Origin of the sequence: Actinoplanes sp. NPDC023936, assembly GCF_040639325.1 — a bacterium.
GTDB lineage: Bacteria > Actinomycetota > Actinomycetes > Mycobacteriales > Micromonosporaceae > Actinoplanes.
In genome coordinates, this window is the sequence record NZ_JBEZZR010000050.1 from 38,127 (window position 1) to 56,579 (window position 18,453).

Below are 18,453 nucleotides of genomic sequence, written 5' to 3' on the forward strand. Positions count from 1 at the left end.
CAGCGCCTGACGCCAAAGCGCAGCGCCTGACGCCAAAGCGCAGCGCCTGACGCCAAGGCGCAACATATCGGAAATATCTGATAACTAGCATCGAGCTCGGCAAGCCCGGCGACGAACCAGCGCCGAGCGGGATCCCAGGCGGCAGGCCGGGACCGTTCGGCAGCTGTGGCCGGGCCGCGGGGGACGGGTAGGAGTGAGTCTCCTGCTTTGCCCACTGCCACTCCGACGGGTTGAACCCGGAGGACCACGGGAGCCTGCGAATCCCCGTACCGAAATGTGCCTGATGCCTTGCCGGGCCGTCCGCATCCGCGCGCAAGGAGAAGTCTCGTGACCGAAACGCTCATCGCCGTCGCGCACGGCACCCGTTCCCCCTCCGGCCGGCGTCAGATCGAGGATCTCGCCCGTGCGGTGGCGCGGCGGCGGCCCGGCCTGGACGTCCGGCTGTGCTACGTCGACGTGCAGGAACCCAAGGTCGCCGACGTGATCCCGACGGTGCGGAACGCGGTCGTCGTGCCGCTTCTGCTCTCCTGCGGATACCACGTGCGGGTGGATATCGCGGAGGCCGTGGCGGGGACGAATTTTCCCGTGGCCGGTCCGCTCGGACCGGATTCGATCCTGCTGGACAGCATGGCGCGCAATCTGCCGGACGCCGATGCGGTGGTGCTTGCGGCGGCCGGGTCGTCGGATCCGCTGTGGCGTGCCGATGTGGAGAACGTCGCGGCGCGGCTGAACGCGGAGATCGGTTACACGTCGGGGAGCGGGCCGCGCGTGGCCGATGTGGTCGCGCGGCTGCGCAGGGACGGGGCGAGGACCGTCAGCGTCGCCGCCTACCTGCTGGCGGACGGTCTTTTCTACCGCTCTCTGCACAGCTCAGGGGCGGATTCGGTGACGCCTCCGCTGTGCCACGACGCGGCCGTCGTCGATCTGATCCTGCGACGCTTCGATCACGCGCGGCTCACAACGCTGGCCGGAGCGTTGTAGGGAATTCCTGACAACAGCGTCACCACAACGCGTCTTCGGGGTTAACGGGCGGCCGAGAAGCTACTTCCCGTAACGGCGGAACAGCCGCGACGGGAAGGACTCAACTCGATGACTCAGCGACTTGTCGTCATCGGCAACGGCATGGCAGGCGCGCGGACGGTCGAGGAGATCCTCGCCCGGAACGGCGACTTCACCGTGACGATGTTCGGTGACGAGCCGTACGGCAACTACAACCGGATCATGCTCTCCAACCTCCTCGCGGGCGTGGAGACCGAGGACGGGATCTTCCTGAACGACCTGGCCTGGTACCAGGAGAACGGGATCACGCTGAACGCCGGCGTGAAGATCGAGAAAATCGACAAGGTCTCCAAGGTCGTCTACGGGGACGACGGCAGCAAGACCCCCTACGACAAGCTCATCATCGCGACCGGCAGCTACTCGTGGACGCCGCCGATGAAGAACGTGCACAACCCGAAGCGCGGCTACCACCAGGGCGTCTTCGCGTTCCGGACGCTCGACGACACCCGCGGCATGATCCGCTACGCCCGGGACCACGAGCGCGCCGTGGTGATCGGCGGCGGCCTGCTCGGCCTGGAGGCGGCCCGCGGCCTGCAGAACCACGTCAGCCACGTGACCCTGCTGCACGCGATGGGCCACCTGATGGAGCGGCAACTCGACCCGAAGGCCGGAGCGATGCTGCAGGCCAGCGTCGAGGGCAAGCTCGGCATCGAGGTGATCACCAACGCGATGACCACCGAGATCCTCGGCAAGGACCGGGTCACCGGGGTCAAGCTCGCCGACGGCCGGGTCATCGACTGCGACGTGGTGGTGATCGCCGCCGGCATCCGGCCGAACACCGAGATGGTGGCGAACAGCGGCCTGCCGGTCGAGCGCGGCATCGTGGTCGACGACCAGATGCGGGTCGAGGGTGAGCAGGACATCTACTCGGTCGGCGAGTGCGCCCAGCACCGCGGCAACCTCTACGGCCTGGTCGCGCCGCTGTGGGACCAGGCGAAGGTGCTGGCCGACCACATCACCGGCACGACCGGCGTGGCCTACACCGGCTCGAAGCTGCACACCAAGCTGAAGGTCGCCGGCATCGACGTCGCCTCGATGGGCCTGATCGCCCCGGAGCACGACACCGATGAGGTGGTCGTCTACAACGAGCCGAAGAAGGGCGTCTACAAGCAACTGATCATCCGCGACGACGTGCTGGTCGGCGCGGTGCTGGTGGGCGACAACAGCAAGGCGGCGTCGCTGATCCAGGCGTTCGACCGGGGAACCGCGCTGCCGGAGGAACGCGCCGAGCTGATCTTCGACATCGGCGGCGCGGCCGAGGAGTCCGCCGAGGAGATGCCGGACGACGCGCAGGTCTGCAACTGCAACGGCGTCAGCAAGGGCGCGATCTGCGGCGTCGTCGCCGACGGCTGCAAGACCGTCAGCGGCGTGATGGACAAGACCCGGGCCGGCAAGGGCTGCGGCACCTGCAAGCCGCTGGTGCAGCGCATCGTCGAGTGGGCCAACGGCGGCGCGGCCGAGGAGGACCCGGCGGCGTCCTGGTACGTCCCCGGCGTCCCGATGCCGAAGCCGGAGCTGATGGCGGCGATCCGCAAGTACGAGCTCAAGAGCGTCTCCAGCGTCTTCGACAAGCTGGTGCCCGGCGGCGAGCACGACGCCAAGAGCAAGATGGGCCTGGCCAGCCTGCTCAAGATGATGTGGGCCGACGAGTACGTCGACGAGCGCGACGCCCGCTTCATCAACGACCGGGTGCACGGCAACATCCAGCGCGACGGCACGTTCTCGGTGGTTCCGCAGATGAAGGGCGGCGTCACCACCCCGGCCCAGCTTCGCAAGATCGCCGAGGTGGCCGAGAAGTACGACGTGCCGATGGTGAAGCTCACCGGCGGCCAGCGGATCGACCTGCTCGGCGTGCCGAAGGAGAAGCTGCCGGCCATGTGGGCGGACCTGGACATGCCGTCCGGGTACGCGTACGCGAAGAGCTTCCGCACCGTGAAGACGTGTGTCGGCTCGGACTTCTGCCGGTTCGGCGTCGGCGACTCGACGGCCCTCGGCATCGCCCTCGAGGAGCGGTACCAGGGTCTGGAGGGCCCCGGCAAGATGAAGCTCGCGGTCACCGGATGCCCGCGTAACTGCGCCGAGGCGTACGTGAAGGACCTGGGTGTCGTCGCGATCGACGGCGGCAAGTGGGAGATCTACGTCGGCGGCGCGGCCGGCGCCCACATCCGCAAGGGTGATCTGCTCACCACGGTGGACTCGGCCGAGGAAGTGATCCGCCTGACCGGCCGGTTCCTGCAGTACTACCGGGAGAACGCCAACTGGCTGGAGCGGACGTACTCGTTCGTGCCGCGGATCGGCGTCGACCGGATCCGGGAGATCGTCGTCGAGGACTCCGACGGGATCGCCGCCGCCTTGGACGCCGCCGTCGAGGAAGCCGTGCAGGCCTACAAGGACCCCTGGAAGGAGCGGGCCGAACCGGCCACGCCCGGCCAGTTCCGTACCTCTCTTCCGCTGACCGTTCTCCCTCAGGTTCCGGTGCGCTCATGACCATCAAATCGGCTGTGGTTCTCGGCTCGGTCAACGACATCCCGCTCGGCGAAGGACGTTCCTACGCCGTCGAGGGCGAAATGATCGCGGTCTTCCGCCTGCGCGACGGCTCCCTGCGCGCGGTGTCGGCGGTCTGCCCGCACAAGGGCGGCCCGCTCGCGGATGGGCAGATCGACAACAAGGTCGTCGTCTGCCCGCTCCACCTGTTCTCCTGGGACCTCGCCACCGGGTGTTCCCAGTCCGGCCAGCCCTCGATCAACGTCTACCCGGTCCGGGCGGACGGCGATCTGATCGTTCTGGGAGAGTAGATATGACCCTTTTGTCCGAACAGCAGGAAAAGTCGGCAACGGTCGAAGCGAGACCTGCGGCGAGGAGCGTCAAGGGCCACTGGATCGACGACTGGCGTCCCGAGGACCGCGATTTCTGGGACAACGGCGGCTCGGCGATCGCCAAGCGCAACCTGGTCATCTCGATCTTCTCCGAGCACATCGGCTTCTCGGTATGGACGCTGTGGTCCGTGCTGGTGCTGTTCCTCGGACCCGCCTACGGCATCGACCCGGCACAGAAGTTCCTGCTCACCGCGGTCCCGGCCCTGGTCGGCGCGGGCCTGCGGATCCCGTACACGTTCGCGGTGGCGAAGTTCGGCGGCCGGAACTGGACGGTGATCAGCGCGTCGCTGCTGCTCATCCCGTCGGTCGCGGCGGCCTTCCTGATCAAGCCGGGTGTCTCGTTCGAGACGCTGCTGCTGCTCGGCGCGCTGGCCGGCGTCGGCGGCGGCAACTTCGCCTCCTCGATGGCGAACATCAACGCCTTCTACCCGGACCGGCTCAAGGGCTGGGCGCTCGGCATCAACGCCGGCGGCGGCAACCTCGGCGTCGCTGTCGCCCAGCTGGTCGGCCTCTTCGTCCTGGCGGTCTTCGGCGCGGACAGCCCCGGCATCGTGGCCGGCATCTACATCCCGTTCATCGTGATCGCGGCGGTCGCCTCGGCGCTCTGGATGGACAACCTCTCCCAGGCCCGCAACGAGAAGCACGGGATGCGCGACGCCGCCAAGGAGTCGCACACCTGGATCATGTCGCTGCTCTACATCGGCACGTTCGGCTCGTTCATCGGCTTCGGCTTCGCGTTCGGCCAGGTGCTCCAGGTGCAGTTCGCCGAGCAGTTCAACACCCCGATCAAGGCCGCGTACCTGACCTTCCTCGGCCCGCTGCTCGGCTCGCTGATCCGCCCGCTCGGCGGCGCTCTCGCCGACCGTCTCGGCGGCGCCCGCGTCACGTTCGTCAACTTCATCGCGATGGCGATCGGCGCGTCGATCGTGCTGATCGCGTCGCAGCAGCGGTCCCTGCCGCTCTACCTGGTCGGCTTCATCTCGCTCTTCATCCTCAGCGGCCTTGGCAACGGGTCCACCTACAAGATGATCCCGGCGATCTTCCGCCAGAAGTACGCCACCGACGAGCACCAGTCCCGCCGGATCTCGGGCGCGGTCATCGGCATCGCCGGCGCGATCGGCGCGGTCGGCGGCGTGCTGGTCAACCTGGCGTTCCGTCAGTCGTTCCTGACCTACCAGGACGCCGACGCCGCGTACATCGCGTTCATCGCCTTCTACGCCCTGTGCGTGCTGGTCACCTGGGCGGTCTACCTGCGCCCGGCAGCCCGCACGAAGATCGCCGTCTGACTCACCCTGATCGGCCCGGGCGCGCTCAGCGCGTCCGGGCCTTTTTTCCGGTACGGGCTGAGCGTTCCCCTTCCACAGAAGCGGCGTGGCCGTCACGCATTCATTGGCATCGCAAGACCACTCGATCGTGGTCGCGTGTCGGCATGCCGTCATCGGGCTCGACCATATGATGGCGTTTGTCCGATAAAGCCCTTTCTTGTGGAAAGGTGATCCCATGAACAAGTTGACACGCGCGCTCGTCGTCACGGGCGTGGCCGTGGCAACCGGCGCGACAATGGCCACCGGCCCGGCGGCGGCCTCCCCATCGTCCGGCGGTTCGGCATCGTCCGGCGGTTCGGCATCGTCCGGCGGTTCGGTGGCCGGCTCGTCGGCCCGGGTCTCGAAGCCGGCGGTCCCGCAGCAGGAGCACCGGCGCAGGGACCGGATCTACGACGTCTACCGCAGCCCGCGGACCTGCCACCGGGTCGGCCGGGCCGGCGTCTGGCAGGAGCGCTGGGACCGGTACCGGTGCATCCCGGTCGGCGGTTTCCACCGTGGTGGGTGGGCCCTGAAGGTCTACTTCGGCTGGGACCACGACCACCGCGGTCCCGGCGGTCCGGGTGGTCTGCGCGGTCCCGGCGGTCCGGGCGGTCCGGGTGGCCTCGCTGGTCCCGGCGGCCCTGGTGGCCCCGGCGGCTTCCGCGATCTCGACGACGACGGCGGCTTCCGGCGCGGCTAGCTCCACGCACGTCCGTCGGCCGCACCCGCTCCTGCCCGGGGTGCGGCCCTCGGCCGTTCCGCCCCCCACCGGGCTCCGAACGAGGCGAACTCCGGGACGTCTACCGCAGGCGCGACGCGTAGTCCGCCAGCGCGGTCAGCATGGCGTCGTTCTCCTCCGGCACGCCGATCGAGATGCGGACGGCGCCGTCGACGAGGCCGCTGCGGTCCCGGATGCGGATGCCGGCCTGCTCGAGATGCCGGCAGATCGCGCTCGCGTCGCTCGTCCGGACCAGGAGGAAGTTCGCGTCGCTCGGGAAGATCTCGAGGACCAGCGGCGAGCGCTTGAGCATGAGCGCCACGCGATCCCGTTCGGCGAGCACCCGGTCGATGTTCGCCCGGCCGTGGGCGAGACCCTCGGCGGAGAGCACGGCGGCCGCGGCCCGTACCGACGACGCGGTGAGCGAGTACGGCGCCATGATGCGCAGCAGGATCCGCACGACCTCCGGGTGGGCGATGGTGACGCCGATGCGTTCGCCGGCGAGGCTGTACTCCTTCGACATCGACCGCAGGACCACCAGGTTCGGATGATCGCCGAGTTCGGCGGCGATCGAGGGGGTCCGGGAGTAGTCCACGTACAACTCGTCGACGACCACGAGAGCCCGGCCGAAGCTCTGCGCGCACAGTCGCAGGACGTCGTTGCGGTGCATCAGGTTGGACGTCGGATTGTTCGGCGAGCACAGAAACACGATCTTGATGCTCGGGTCGCCGGCCAGCGCGGCGAGAATCGCGGGCAGATCGAGCTGGAAGTCCGCGCCGCGCAGTGGCACCCGTCGCACGGCCGCGCCCTGGATCTCGGCGGCGGTCTCGTACATGACGAACGTCGGCGGCGTGATCAGGATGCCGTCGGCGCCGGCCGCGCAGAAGGCACGGACCATCAGATCGATCGCCTCGTCAGCGCCCCGGGAGAGGAACAGGCTCTCCCGGGCGACCGAGTAGAGATCGGCGAAACCGTCCAGCAGCACGGCGGGCTGCGGGTCCGGGTACCGGTTGAAGCCCGCCACGTCGGCGGTGGACGGGTACGGCGGATAGGGATTCTCGTTGGCGTCCAGGAGGACGTGCACGCCCGGGCCGCTCTCCGTTCGCGCTGAACTGTAGGGCTTCATGGCATAGATCTCGGGCCGGCACAGCTGGGCGATCTCGTCCACGGTCACTTCCCCTCGGGGCCTCGCGAGCGAGTCGGGATCCTCGCCCCGGTCGTTGGTCTCGACAGTGGTCGGTGTCTCCATGCTCCAGAGGGAAAACGTCCGGCGTCAATGCCCGGGAAGTGGGAAGCGGAGTGGATGATCAGTCAGGGAATCGGCCTGAGGTGTGCGCGAGGCGTATTGTCGAAGGAGGTGCGCGGCCCGGGGGAGGGGAGCCGGCAGCACGTTCCACCCTGTGGGTTGGAAGTGTTCTGCCGATGACGGCCTGTCAATCTGATAACAGGACCCTGTGCGGGAGGTGCGCATGACTGACGTGCTCGTGGAGATTCAGCGGTTGCAGCACACCGACAAGGCGGCTGCCGAGGGTCTGTTACGCGATTTCATCGCCGAGACGTTTCCGCTCGAGGTCTCCGCCGTCGAACTCCGGCCGCTCGCCGTTTCATTGAACTCCTTCAACGGCTTCGTCACCCTGGCCGACGGTCATCGGATGTTCTTCAAGACACACACCGAGCCGAACGCGGTGATCAGCGAGTTCTACAATTCCGCCCTGTTGCTGAAGGTCGGGTACTCGATGCTGGAACCGGTCTTCAGTTCCATCGAGGCCGGGCACCAGCTCCTGATCTACGAGGTCGTCGAGCAGCCGTCGGTGTTCGACGTCGCGTGGCAGATCGAGACCGGGGCGGCCGGTCCCGAGACGGCCGAGGCTATGACCGTCGCGCAACGCGAGTGCGACAGGCACCTGACCGAGATCTACGCGCGGACCCTCCAATGGCAGGAATCGACGTCCGCCGAGGCGGCGCCGGTGCACCAGCTGTTCCACCATCGCCTCACCGGCGCGCGCTTCGCGTCGTACTATCCGGAGCAGGCGACAGTGCTCTTCCCCGGTGCGCGCATCGGCATACCCGACCTGCTGGACAAGCACTGGGTGATCAACAACAGCCGGTACGACAAGACGCTGAACGAGCTCATCGCCGAGGCCGGTGAGCTGCTCCAGCCCGGGCGGTCCGGCCCGGCGGTGGTGGGTCACGGCGACGCGCACAACGGCAATCTCTTCTTCTTCGAGCAGGAACGGCGGCTCCTCTACTTCGATCCGGCGTTCGGGGGCCTGCACGATCCCTTCCTCGATCTGGCGAAACCGCTCTTCCACAACACGTTCGCCATGTGGATGTACTACCCGCAGGCCAAGGCGGACGAGCTGACGATCGACGTGACGATCACCGATTCCGTCATCTCGGTGACCCACGACTACCGCCTGCCCGACCTGCGGCTGATGTTCCTGCGCAGCAAGATGACCGAAACGCTCGCTCCGCTGGTCCGCGAACTGAGCGATCGTGGATGGCTGCCGGACGACTGGCGCCGCCGGCTGAAATCGGCGCTCTTCTGCTGCCCGCTGCTCACCAAGAACCTGGCGGACGGCGCGGCCTTCCCGCCCGCCATCGCCCTGCTCGGCTTCTCGCAGGCGATCGAGATGGGCGCGGAGAGCGGCGACCCGCGCAGCCTGCTCGACAGTTGTCTCGACGAGGTCGAGGCTTCACTGTGACAGGCTGGGCTGTGACGGGCTGAGCTGTGACGGGCTGAGCTGTGACGGGCCGAACTGTGACGGGCCGGGCCGGGCTGTGCCGGGCCGTCAGTGGCGGGGCGCCGGGTCCGGGTCCGGGTCGAGGGGCTCCTCGGCCTCCGGCACCTGCAGCTCACTGAAGATCGCCACCGCCGCCCGATGGTCGCGGTCGGCGGTGGCCCGGTCCCGGTGCCGCACGGTCCGCGCCCGGCCCTGCAACGCCCGCGCCTCCAGATAACGGTCGCCGATGTGCCGGGCCACGTCGTACGCGATGTCGAAGCTCTCCAGCGCCGCGCCGTCCTGGCCCACCTCGCGGTACGCGTGACCGATGTCGGTGAGCGCCTCGCACTCGTCGCCGCGGCTGCCGGTCTTCCGGAGCAGCTCCAGCCCCCGGTGGTGGTAGTCCAGGGCCTCGTCATGACGCCCGATGCGCCGCAGGACGATGCCGATGTTGTTCATCGTGTGACCCTCGACGTGCCGGTCGCCGATCTCCTTGGCGATCGTCAGGGCCGCCTGGTGACTGTTCAGGGCGTCCTCGAGCCGGTTGGTCCGCTCGTACACGATCCCGATGTTGGTGTTCGCCATCGCCTCGCAGTGCCGTTCCGGGATGTTGCCGGCGATGGTCCGGGCCCGTTCGTGGCATCGGAGAGAGTCGTCGTACCGGCCGAGCCGCTGGTAGACGAGGCCGAGGTTGGTCAGTGTCGCCGCCTCGCCGGACGGATCCCGCAGCTCGTCGTGCAGCGCGACCGCCTTGCGCTGCACGTCGAGCGCGGCGGAGTACCGGCCGAGGCGGCGGTACGCGATGCCGAGCTGGGTGAGCGCGCTCATCTCGCCGCTCTTGTCGTTGCCCCGCTGATAACCGGAGAGCGCCTGCTCGTGGTGCTCGACCGCCTCCGTGGGCCGCCCCAGCCGCCGGCATGCCACCCCGAGCGACTGCCGGACGTCGGCCTCCGCGGTGACGTTGCCGAGCCGGCGAGCGGCCTGGATCGCCAGTTCGCCGGTCGCCACCCAGTCGTCGGTGTAACCGCGCAGCAGGAAGTACGGGTGCAGCGCCATGGTGAGCCGCCAGACGAACTCGTCGGCCTTCAGCTCGTCGGCCAGCTTGACCGCGGCCACCAGGTTGCGCCGCTCGACCTCGAACCACTTCAGGGCCTCGTCGTACGAGCCGCACGGGGGCACGTCGGCGGTCAGGTTGCCGGGCATGGTGATCGGCCGGCAGGTGGGATCGAGGATCGCGCTGGCCGGCGCCGCGCGGGCCAGGTAGTGGGTGAGCAGCCGGATCTGGGCGGCACGCAGGTCGCCGGGCCGGTCGATCCGGACGGCGACGTCGCGGGCGTGCTGGCGGAGGAGGTCGTGCATCCCGTAGTGGCCGTCGGACGGCTCCTCCACGAGATGGACGTCGATCAGTTCCTCCAGGATCGCCTCGGCATCGGCCACCGGCATGCCGGCCAGGGCGGCGATGGCCGGCGCGCCGAGGTTGCCGCCCGGGCCGAGGCCCATGGCGCGGAAGACCTGCTGGACCTCCGGCCGGAGGTTCTCGTAGGAGAGCGCGAACGCGGCCACCACGCTCATGTCGCCGGAGCGGAAGTGCTCGAGCCGCTGGCGTACCGACCGCAGGCGCTCGGCGAGTCCGGCCGCCGACCACCGGGGCCGGCTCACCATGCGGGCGCCGGTCAGGCGGATGGCGAGCGGGAGATGACCGCACAACGACGCGATCTCGGTGACGTCGCCGCGCTGGTCGGCGACCCGATCCCTGCCGACGATCTTGGTCAGCAGGTCGCACGCCTCGGCCTCCGGCATGACGTCGAGCGGCACCTGCATGGCGCCCTCGATGCCGCCGAGGTGGACCCGGCTGGTGATGATCACCGCGGCGCCGGGCGATCCGGGGAGCAGCGGACGGATCTGGTTCTCGCTGCGCGCGTTGTCCAGCACGATGAGCAATCGCCGGCCGGCGACCCGGGTCCGGTAGGCCGCCACCCGTTCGTCGAGCGTGGCCGGCATCGTGGCGACCGGCACCCCGAGTTGCTGGAGGAGGTTCTCCAGGGCGCTCATCGGCTCGGCCGCGGCGACGCCGGCGGCGAAGCCACGGAGATCGACGAAGAGCTGGCCGTCGGGGAACAGGTTCTCGGCCCGGTGGGCGGCGTGCACGGCCAGCGTCGTCTTGCCGACGCCCGGCATCCCGTGGATCGTCGCGATGGTGACGGTGGACGCGTCCGCGGACGCGCCCAGGTGCTCCACTATCGCGTCGACGCGGTCCTGCCGGCCGGTGAAGTCGGGGATGTCCCGGGGCAGGTTGCGCGGGATGGGCACGTCGGCCGTGCGGCTGCCGCTGCCATCGCTGCCGCTCAGCCGGTCGATCATGTGCCGGATCCGCTGGTTCCGCACCTCGCTCACCACGGCGGGGACGGCGAGGAGCAGGGTCAGCGGCCACGAGAGCCAGAGGTACGGCTCCAGCCAGGCCGGCACGCGCGTGGCCGCGATGTTTCCGGCGACGGGCAGCAGCAGGAAGAGGACGATCGGCAACGCGGCCAGCGTGAATATGGATCGCTTACGCACATCGCCCTCCCCGTCGCTGTGGTCCGCTGATGCCGTCCGCCGCTAGTGCGACTCCGCCGAGCGATCCATGGCGAAGCGCGCGGCACGTGCATGCGCGGGAAACCCCTCGTACTCGGCCAGAGCCACGGCGACGTCGCCGACCGTCCGTGCCCCTTCCGGAGTCACATAACAGAAGGAAGATCTCTTCAAGAAATCGTGAACGCTTACCCCGGAGTATGACTTGGCGTGTCCACCGGTCGGCAGGATGGCGTTGACGCCGAGCGTGAAGTTGCCGTAGGGGATCGAGGCGTTCTCGCCGAGCAGAACCTCCCCGGCATTGCGGATTTTGTTCAGCACCGAGAATGGATCACTGACGAGCACCCGCAGATGCTCGGGAGCATACCGATTGACGAATGCGATCGAGGCGGTGAGATCCGGTGTGACGACGATGCCGCCGTACCCGGAGAAGACTTTCTCGCAGAATTCGCGACGCGGGGACGGGAGCTCGGCGACCAGGTCGACCATCACCTTGGCGATCGCGTCGGCCAGGGCGGGCGAGGACGTGACCACCAGGGCGGCGGAGTCCGGGCCGTGTTCCGCCTCGACGATCACCTCGTGCGCGGCCAGCACCGGGTCGGCGGTCTCGTCACAGAGGACGATCGATTCGCTGGGGCCGGCCGGGAGCCCGGGATCGACGACGCCGTAGACCAGGCGTTTGGCCGCCGCGACGTACGGGTTGCCGGGTCCGACGATCTTGCGGACCCGGGGCACCGTCGCCGTCCCGTAGGCGAGCGCGGCGATCGCCTGGGCGCCGCCGGCCTTCATGACCGACGTCACCCCGCACATCCGGGCCATCACCAGGGAGGCGGCGTCGACGGAGCCGTCCGGCCCGGGCGGCGTGCAGACCACGATGGTCTCGACGCCGGCGAGGACCGCCGGGACGGCCAGCATCATCATCACCGAGGGGAACGCGCCCTTGCCGCGGGGAACGTAGAGGCCCACGGACTCGATCGGCGTCACGCGCTCGCCGGTCATCACGCCCGGGGTCGGCTCGATCATCCAGGTGGCGGGCGGAAGCTGGGCCTCATGGTGACGGCGGACCCGGGCCACCGCCTTCTCCATGGCGGCGGCCAGCTCCGGCGGAATCTCGCGTTCCGCCCTGGCGAACTCGTCCGGGCCGGCGGCGAGCGCGCCGGGATCGAGGCGGACCCCGTCGAAACGCTCGGCGAGCTCGGCGAGAGCCTGATCGCCGCCGCGGCGCACGTCATCGACGATCCGGCGGACATCGGCGTCGACCGCCTCGATGTCCACCTCCGCGCGGCGCATCAGGCGTTCCTGGTCCGCGGGACCCATTGTCGCGAGGTCGAAACGGTTGATTCTCATGGTCGGCTGATTCCCATGGTCGGCAGATCTCTCATGGTCGGCTGATTTTCATGGTCGGATTGCGTCCGGTTACAGGATGCCCTTGGTGCTGGGCACGCCCACGACGCGCGGGTCGAAGGCGCACGCGTCCCGCATCGCCTGGGCGAGCGCTTTGAACTGGGCCTCGACGATGTGGTGGGCGTTGCGTCCGTAGGGCACCTGCAGGTGGATGCAGATCTGCGCCTTGGCGACGATCGACTCGATGACGTGGCGGGTGAGGGTCGTGTCGTAGGAGCCGATCATCGGCGCCATCCGCTCGGGCTCACTGTGGATCACGTACGGCCGGCCGGAGAGATCCACCGTGGCCTGTGCCAGCGCCTCGTCCAGCGGGACCCAGGCGTGGCCGAACCGCCGGATGCCCTCCTTCGAGCCGAGCGCCTGCCGGAGCGCCTCCCCGAGAGCGAGCGCGGTGTCCTCGACGGTGTGGTGCGAGTCGATGTGGAGGTCGCCCTCGGTCTTGACGGTCAGGTCCATCAGACCGTGCTTCCCGAGCTGGCTCAGCATGTGATCGAAGAAACCCACACCGGTCGACACGTCGACTTTTCCGCTGCCATCAATATCAAGTTCGACCAGCACATTCGATTCTTTGGTCGTTCGCTCGACGCGGCCGACGCGAGAATAGTTCACCTGATGTCCCCTTCTCGTCAGTTCGGCTCAGGGTATCCGACCACTCCCTCCCCGCTGCATCCGCAATACCCGGACCGGCCGATCATCCACAGTTTCCGCCGCGTTCTCCGATGCGCGCACGGAAAGGATCTTCTGGTGTCGTTGATGGTCATTTGTGATGGAAGCACGTCAATGTCCATCGGGCGATGCGTGGGAGGGTTGGCGTTCTTGGGGGAGTGGAGGGCGCGATGGCCCGTACCCTCGCAAGCGGTTGACGGTGAACTTGGGTGCCCGACAGGGATCGCACAGCGTATGCCCAAGGTGCGGTCCTAGCGTGACGCTGCGGTTCGTGCGGGCCGCCGGGGTGACCGGGCGGCCGGGATGCCTCCGTGTGTCCTCGGGGAGGCGTCATGATCGAAACCGGACCGGCCGAAGCTGGACCGGTCGCGAAGCGCCGGGATCGGTATTTCGACCTGCTGCGCGTGCTGGCGATCGTCCGCGTGTCGGTCTTCCACATGTTCCCCTACGCTCTGCTGGAGCTGGCATTCCCATCGATGGGCGTGATGTTCGCTCTGGCCGGCTCGCTGATGGCGAACTCCCTTGATCGCTCGCCCTCGGCGATCACGGTGATGCGCGGCCGCCTGCGGCGCCTGCTGCCGGCCTATTGGGTCCTGGCGGCGGTCTTGGTTCCGGCGATGTTCCTGTACGGGTGGGAGGAACGCCCGCCGCTGTGGCACCTCGTCGCCTGGATCGTGCCGTTCGTCGACCCGCCGTCCAGCAGCTTCGGCATGCAGGCCGCCGAGGTGCTCTGGTACCTGGTGACCTACCTGTGGCTGGTGGCGCTCTCGCCGATCATGATCTGGCTGTACCGCAGGGCGCGGCTCGCCGCGATCGTGGCGCCGATCGTCGTGTTGCTGGCGCTCAGCGTCCACCCGATCTGGCCGGCGAACGAGAACTACCAGGAGGTGGCGACGAACATCCTGATGTACGCGTCCTGCTGGATGATCGGCTTCGCGCATCGGGACGGTTCACTGAAGAAGATCCCGGGGCTGCTGGTCACGGTGCTCGGTGCGGCTCTCGTCACGGGTGGCCTCGCGTGGAGCTGGGCGCACCCGGACGCCGGTGGGATCAAGGAGATCCCGGTGGCGTACGCGGTCTACAACGCCGGTTTCGTGCTGTTCCTGCTGCGCTGGTCGCCGGCCATGACGTGGCTGACGAAGCGGCGCGGCCTCGACGGCTGGGTCACGATGATCAACGCGCGGGCCGTGACGATCTATCTGTGGAACAACATCGCGATCGCGCTCTGCTACCCGATCGGCGACGCTCTGGAGGTGTGGCGGCTCGGGCGGTTCTTCGAGATCGGGTACGTGACGATCGCGCTGGTCCTGCTCGTCAACGCGGTGCTGATCCTCGGCTGGGTGGAGGATCTCGCCGCCCGCAAGAGGCTGCGTTTCCTGCCGTGGCCGAATTCCGGCCCGGCTGCGGTTGCCGGTCCGGCTGCGGTCGTCGGTCCGGCTGCGGTCAACGAACCGGCGGCGTCGAAGCCCGATCTCACCGCGACGGTGGTGGCGCCGATGCCGTTGCAGCCGGTCCCGGCGCGGCCGACCCGGCCGGGAGCGCCGAGTGGCCGGGCCGCGGTGCCGGTGGGCGCCCCACCTCGTCGGCGCTGACCTGCCAGCAGTACCGGATCCCGTGCCTGACCAGGGCACGGTGACCGCGGGCCACGGACCGGCGGTTTCCCTTCGCGATCGGGAAGCCGCCGGTCCGGTCCGCGTAGAGGGCCAGCAGAACGGCATGGGCCGGGTCCACACCGGGCAGTGCCCGCCAGATCGCCGACACCGTCGAGTCGAGCGTGTGATCGCGGTCGCCGCCGAGGACCAGAAGCGACTCGCCGGATCCGTCCAACGGGAACGGCGGCGGCGCGGGCAGGTCGTCCTGGAGCATCGGCCAGAGGTCCTCGACGAGCCGCGGCACGTCGAACACGGTGCGGAAATCCATGCCCTTCGGCCGGTGCCGCGCCGCCGTCGCGCCGGTCACCCCGTCGAACAGGTAACCCCGCTGCCGGGTGAGCTCGTCCGGGCTCTCGGCGGCGTGCACCACGTTGGCGAACATGCCGAGGGCGTGCCGGGACCGCAGCCGGCGCTTGACCCGGCGCGCCTTCTCGAACGCGTCCTCGCCGCTGACCAGCAGCGCCTCGGACGGACCGGTGGTCAGGTAGCGGTCCAGGAACGCGCGGGCCAGCACGTGGCCGTCGTCGGTGTACTCCGACCAGAGGAACCTCGTGTCGGCGGGGGAGAGGACCAGCGTCCGCCGCCGCTCGATCCGCAGGCCGGACTCGATGATCGCCCGCTCGGCCTCGCCGGTCAGGCCAAGCCGCAGGCAGTCGGGCTTCAGCAGGAGAAAGGCCGTTATCGCTGGCTCCTCGGTCGGCGGTCGGGGACTCCCATGGTAGGGACGCCCGGTGTCAATCCGGTGGCGGCGCCGTGGTGGCCCGGGTGACGAGCCGCACGGGCAGCCGCTCGCCGGGTTCGCTGGTCCGGGCGCCGGTCAGGATCTCGACGGCGTGGACGCCCTTGTCGGCGAGCGGCTGCCGGACCGTGGTCAGCGGTGGATCGGTGCGGGCCGCCTCGGGGACGTCGTCGAAGCCGATCACGGAGAGGTCCCCGGGCACGTCGAAACCCAGGACCGCGGCGGTACGCAGGACGCCGCGCGCCAGTTCGTCGGTCATCGCCAGGACCGCCGTGACAGGGTCCGTCCCGGTCAGCAGCGCGCGGGCGGCCGGGGCGGCGTGCTCCGGGGAGCCTCCGCCGCACTCCCAGATCACCGGGGTGTCGCCGAGGACCGATCGGTATCCGGCGAGACGTTCCCGGGCGACCTGGTAGGTGGTGGCGGCCAGCCGCTCGGTGTCCACCGGTCCTTGACGATCACCCGGCGTGAGCCGGTCGACCAGCACGGCGATCCGGCGATGTCCCAGGTCCACCAGGTGCCGGGCGGCCTGCGCGGCGCCGCCCCGGTCGTCGACGCCGAGGTACATCCAGTCGTCGCCGTGCGGTGGCGCGGGCTCGTCGACGACCACGAGGGGGATGTCGCGGCGGCGGGCCGCCAGGAAACCGGGATGGCCGGCGGCGACCGAATAGACGATGAAGCCGTCGACCAGGGCGGTACGGGCGGCCAGTTCCGCGTCGCCGCCGGCTCGCGGTCCGGGCAGCAGGGTGAGTGCCAGCGCGGAGTCCTGCCCGGCACGAGCCACCCCGTGCAGGAACAGCAGCGCCGCCGGGTCGGCCAGCGCGTAGGCGAGGTCCTCGTCGAACAGCACGCCGAGCGCGCCGGCCTGGCGGCGCACCAGCCCGGCGGCGAGGGGATCGGGGCCCTGGTAGCCCATCCGCTCGGCGGCGCCGAGGATCTTCTGGCGCAGGTGGTCGCTGAGTTTCTCCGGGCGGTTGTACGCGTTCGACACGGTCGTGTGGGAGACGCCCAAGGCCTTCGCGACATCGCGCAGAGTCACTGCCATGCTGCGAAGTTTACCGGTAAACTCACCTTGTTTACCGGTAAACAGGGGAGGCGACATGGCGCGTATCGCGGTGCTGCTGGCGTTCGCTGCCAACGGTGTGCTCTTCGGGACCTGGACCCCGCGGATTCCCGCGGTCCAGGAGACGCTCGGTCTCGACGACGGGCGGCTCGGTCTGGCGCTGCTCGCCCCGGCGCTCGGCTCGGTAGGATCGATGCTGCTCACCGGCCTGCTCGTGCAGCGGTTCGGCGCGGGGCGGGTGATGGGGTGCGCGCTCGTCGGCTTCTCCATGACGCTGCCGCTGGTCGGGGTGGCGCCGTCGCTGCCGTGGCTGTTCATCGCGCTGCTCGTGTGGGGTGCGGCGATGGGCTCGCTGGACGTGTCGATGAACGCGGCCGGATTGGGAGTTCAGCGAGAGTACGGGCGGCCGGTGCTCTCCGGTTTCCATGCGGCGTTCAGCGCCGGCGGGTTGGTGGGTGCGCTTCTGGGGTCGCTGGCGGCCGGCGCGGGCGTGCCGGTGGCCGCGCATCTGGCGGTGGCCGGGGCGGCCGGGCTGGTGGTGACCGCGGTGGTGGTGCGCATTCCCGTGCCCGATCCCGGGGCGCCCGCCGCCGGCGCGCCCGATCTTGGAGCGTCGGGTATCGGGGCGCCGGATCTTGGAGCGTCGGGTATCGGGGTGGCGGATCTTGGAGCGCCTGGGCAGGGGCCGTCGGATGTTGGAGCGCCGGGGGAGGGGCCCGCTTCCGGTATCGGGGGCGTCGTCGGGCCGCTGCTGCGGAATCGGGCGCTGGCTCTGCTCGCGCTGCTGGCGTTCGCCGGGCTGCTCGCCGAAGGCGCGGCCGCCGACTGGAGCGCGGTCTATCTCAGCGGTTCACTCGGCGCATCGGCCGGACTGGCGGGCGCCGGGTTCGTAGCGTTCAGCGTGACCATGACCGCCGGCCGGCTCGTCGGTGATCGGGTGGTCGCCAGGTTCGGGCCGGTGCGCACCGTCCGGGTGGCCGCGGCGACCGCCACCCTGGCACTCGCCGCGGCGCTGCTGGCCGATGAGACCTGGGCCGCGCTCGCCGGGTTCGCCGTGCTGGGCGCCGGTCTCGCGGTCCTCGTCCCGGTCATCTTCACGGCCGCGGCGGAGCGAACCGCCACCCCGGCCACCGCCGTCGCCGGAGTCTCCACGTGCGGATACCTCGGCTTCATCGCCGGTCCACCGCTGATCGGCGGGTTCGCCTCGGTGACCAGTCTGAGCTCGGCGTTGTGGCTGGTGGTGGCGCTGACAGCGGTGGTGGCCCTGCTCGCCCCGATCACCCGCACCGCCGCGCAGCCGCCCGCACGGCAGGACGCCCGCGCGGCAGGCCGTGCTCCCCAGCCGTAGCCCAGCCCGGTAACCCAGCGGGCCCAACCTGCGCCGGCTACGGCTCGGGTTCGCCGGCCGTAGCTCAGCCCTGTGATCGAGCGGGTTTAGCCTGTGTGGGCTACGGCTCGGGTTCGCCGGCCGTAGCTCAGCCCTGTGATCAAGCGGGCCCGGTTTAGCCTGTGTGGGCTACGGCTCGCGCCCGTCGGCCGTAGCGCAGCGCTGTGATCAAGCGGTTTAGCCTGCGTGGGCTACGGCTCGCGCCCTCAGCCGAGCCCGGCCGCAGCCCGGCCGCAGCCCGGCCGCCCCCGGCCGCAGCCCGGCCGCCCCCGGCCGCAGCCCGGCCGCAGCCCG

The 18,453-nt window shown here is 69.6% G+C and carries 14 protein-coding genes; 8 read left to right on the forward strand and 6 right to left on the reverse strand.

What is annotated here, in order from left to right:
* The first annotated feature begins 327 nt into the window (after window positions 1–327).
* The 5 genes from AB0F72_RS37940 to AB0F72_RS37960 all read left to right on the forward strand — a co-directional run bounded on the left by AB0F72_RS37940 (window position 328) and on the right by AB0F72_RS37960 (window position 5,939).
* The gene (locus AB0F72_RS37940; RefSeq protein ID WP_360442544.1) at window positions 328–981 is read left to right on the forward strand and encodes a CbiX/SirB N-terminal domain-containing protein; all 654 of its coding nucleotides are present in this window, start codon (window positions 328–330) and stop codon (window positions 979–981) included.
* Between the two features lie 108 nt (window positions 982–1,089).
* Window positions 1,090–3,546, forward strand: coding sequence for a nitrite reductase large subunit NirB (gene nirB / locus AB0F72_RS37945; RefSeq protein ID WP_360442547.1), 2,457 nt, complete (start codon window positions 1,090–1,092; stop codon window positions 3,544–3,546).
* Window positions 3,543–3,854 carry a Rieske 2Fe-2S domain-containing protein gene (locus tag AB0F72_RS37950; RefSeq protein WP_360442550.1) on the forward strand — a complete coding sequence of 104 codons (312 nt, stop codon included), beginning with the start codon at window positions 3,543–3,545 and terminating at the stop codon, window positions 3,852–3,854. The genes nirB and AB0F72_RS37950 overlap by 4 nt, the downstream gene beginning before the upstream one ends.
* A gap of 2 nt (window positions 3,855–3,856) precedes the next feature.
* Window positions 3,857–5,221, forward strand: coding sequence for a nitrate/nitrite transporter (locus tag AB0F72_RS37955; RefSeq protein ID WP_360442553.1), 1,365 nt, complete (start codon window positions 3,857–3,859; stop codon window positions 5,219–5,221).
* A 214-nt stretch (window positions 5,222–5,435) separates the two neighbouring features.
* The gene (locus tag AB0F72_RS37960) at window positions 5,436–5,939 is read left to right on the forward strand and encodes a hypothetical protein (RefSeq protein ID WP_360442556.1); all 504 of its coding nucleotides are present in this window, start codon (window positions 5,436–5,438) and stop codon (window positions 5,937–5,939) included.
* 100 nt (window positions 5,940–6,039) lie between these two features.
* Here AB0F72_RS37960 and hisC read toward each other — a convergent pair whose 3' ends face one another.
* Window positions 6,040–7,206, reverse strand: coding sequence for a histidinol-phosphate transaminase (hisC, locus tag AB0F72_RS37965; protein WP_360442559.1), 1,167 nt, complete (start codon window positions 7,204–7,206; stop codon window positions 6,040–6,042).
* Between the two features lie 220 nt (window positions 7,207–7,426).
* On the opposite strand from hisC, the gene AB0F72_RS37970 reads away from it, so the two are divergent.
* Window positions 7,427–8,662: a hypothetical protein gene (locus AB0F72_RS37970; RefSeq protein WP_360442562.1), complete on the forward strand. Its 1,236-nt coding sequence runs from the start codon at window positions 7,427–7,429 to the stop codon at window positions 8,660–8,662.
* A gap of 87 nt (window positions 8,663–8,749) precedes the next feature.
* Here AB0F72_RS37970 and AB0F72_RS37975 read toward each other — a convergent pair whose 3' ends face one another.
* The 3 genes from AB0F72_RS37975 to hisB form a co-directional block, all read right to left on the reverse strand.
* Entirely contained in the window at window positions 8,750–11,236 is a 2,487-nt protein-coding gene (locus tag AB0F72_RS37975) for a tetratricopeptide repeat protein (RefSeq protein WP_360442565.1), read from the reverse strand.
* A gap of 42 nt (window positions 11,237–11,278) precedes the next feature.
* Complete coding sequence (gene hisD / locus AB0F72_RS37980) at window positions 11,279–12,598, reverse strand: histidinol dehydrogenase (RefSeq protein ID WP_360442568.1); 1,320 nt, start codon at window positions 12,596–12,598, stop codon at window positions 11,279–11,281.
* Window positions 12,599–12,667: 69 nt separating this feature from the next.
* A complete protein-coding gene (gene hisB, locus AB0F72_RS37985; RefSeq protein ID WP_360442571.1) occupies window positions 12,668–13,264 on the reverse strand; it encodes an imidazoleglycerol-phosphate dehydratase HisB in 597 nt (198 codons plus the stop codon).
* Window positions 13,265–13,653: 389 nt separating this feature from the next.
* Between hisB and AB0F72_RS37990 the strand changes: the two genes are divergently transcribed.
* Complete coding sequence (locus AB0F72_RS37990) at window positions 13,654–14,913, forward strand: acyltransferase (RefSeq protein ID WP_360442574.1); 1,260 nt, start codon at window positions 13,654–13,656, stop codon at window positions 14,911–14,913.
* Here the strand turns inward: AB0F72_RS37990 and AB0F72_RS37995 are convergent.
* A complete protein-coding gene (locus AB0F72_RS37995; protein WP_360442585.1) occupies window positions 14,795–15,712 on the reverse strand; it encodes a nucleoside-diphosphate kinase in 918 nt (305 codons plus the stop codon). The two genes, AB0F72_RS37990 and AB0F72_RS37995, sit on opposite strands and share 119 nt — an antisense overlap.
* Window positions 15,708–16,754, reverse strand: coding sequence for a LacI family DNA-binding transcriptional regulator (locus AB0F72_RS38000; RefSeq protein ID WP_360442577.1), 1,047 nt, complete (start codon window positions 16,752–16,754; stop codon window positions 15,708–15,710). The genes AB0F72_RS37995 and AB0F72_RS38000 overlap by 5 nt, the downstream gene beginning before the upstream one ends.
* A gap of 55 nt (window positions 16,755–16,809) precedes the next feature.
* On the opposite strand from AB0F72_RS38000, the gene AB0F72_RS38005 reads away from it, so the two are divergent.
* Window positions 16,810–18,120 (forward strand): MFS transporter, encoded by a 1,311-nt coding sequence (locus AB0F72_RS38005; protein WP_360442580.1) that lies wholly within the window; start codon window positions 16,810–16,812, stop codon window positions 18,118–18,120.
* Window positions 18,121–18,453 lie beyond the last annotated feature (333 nt).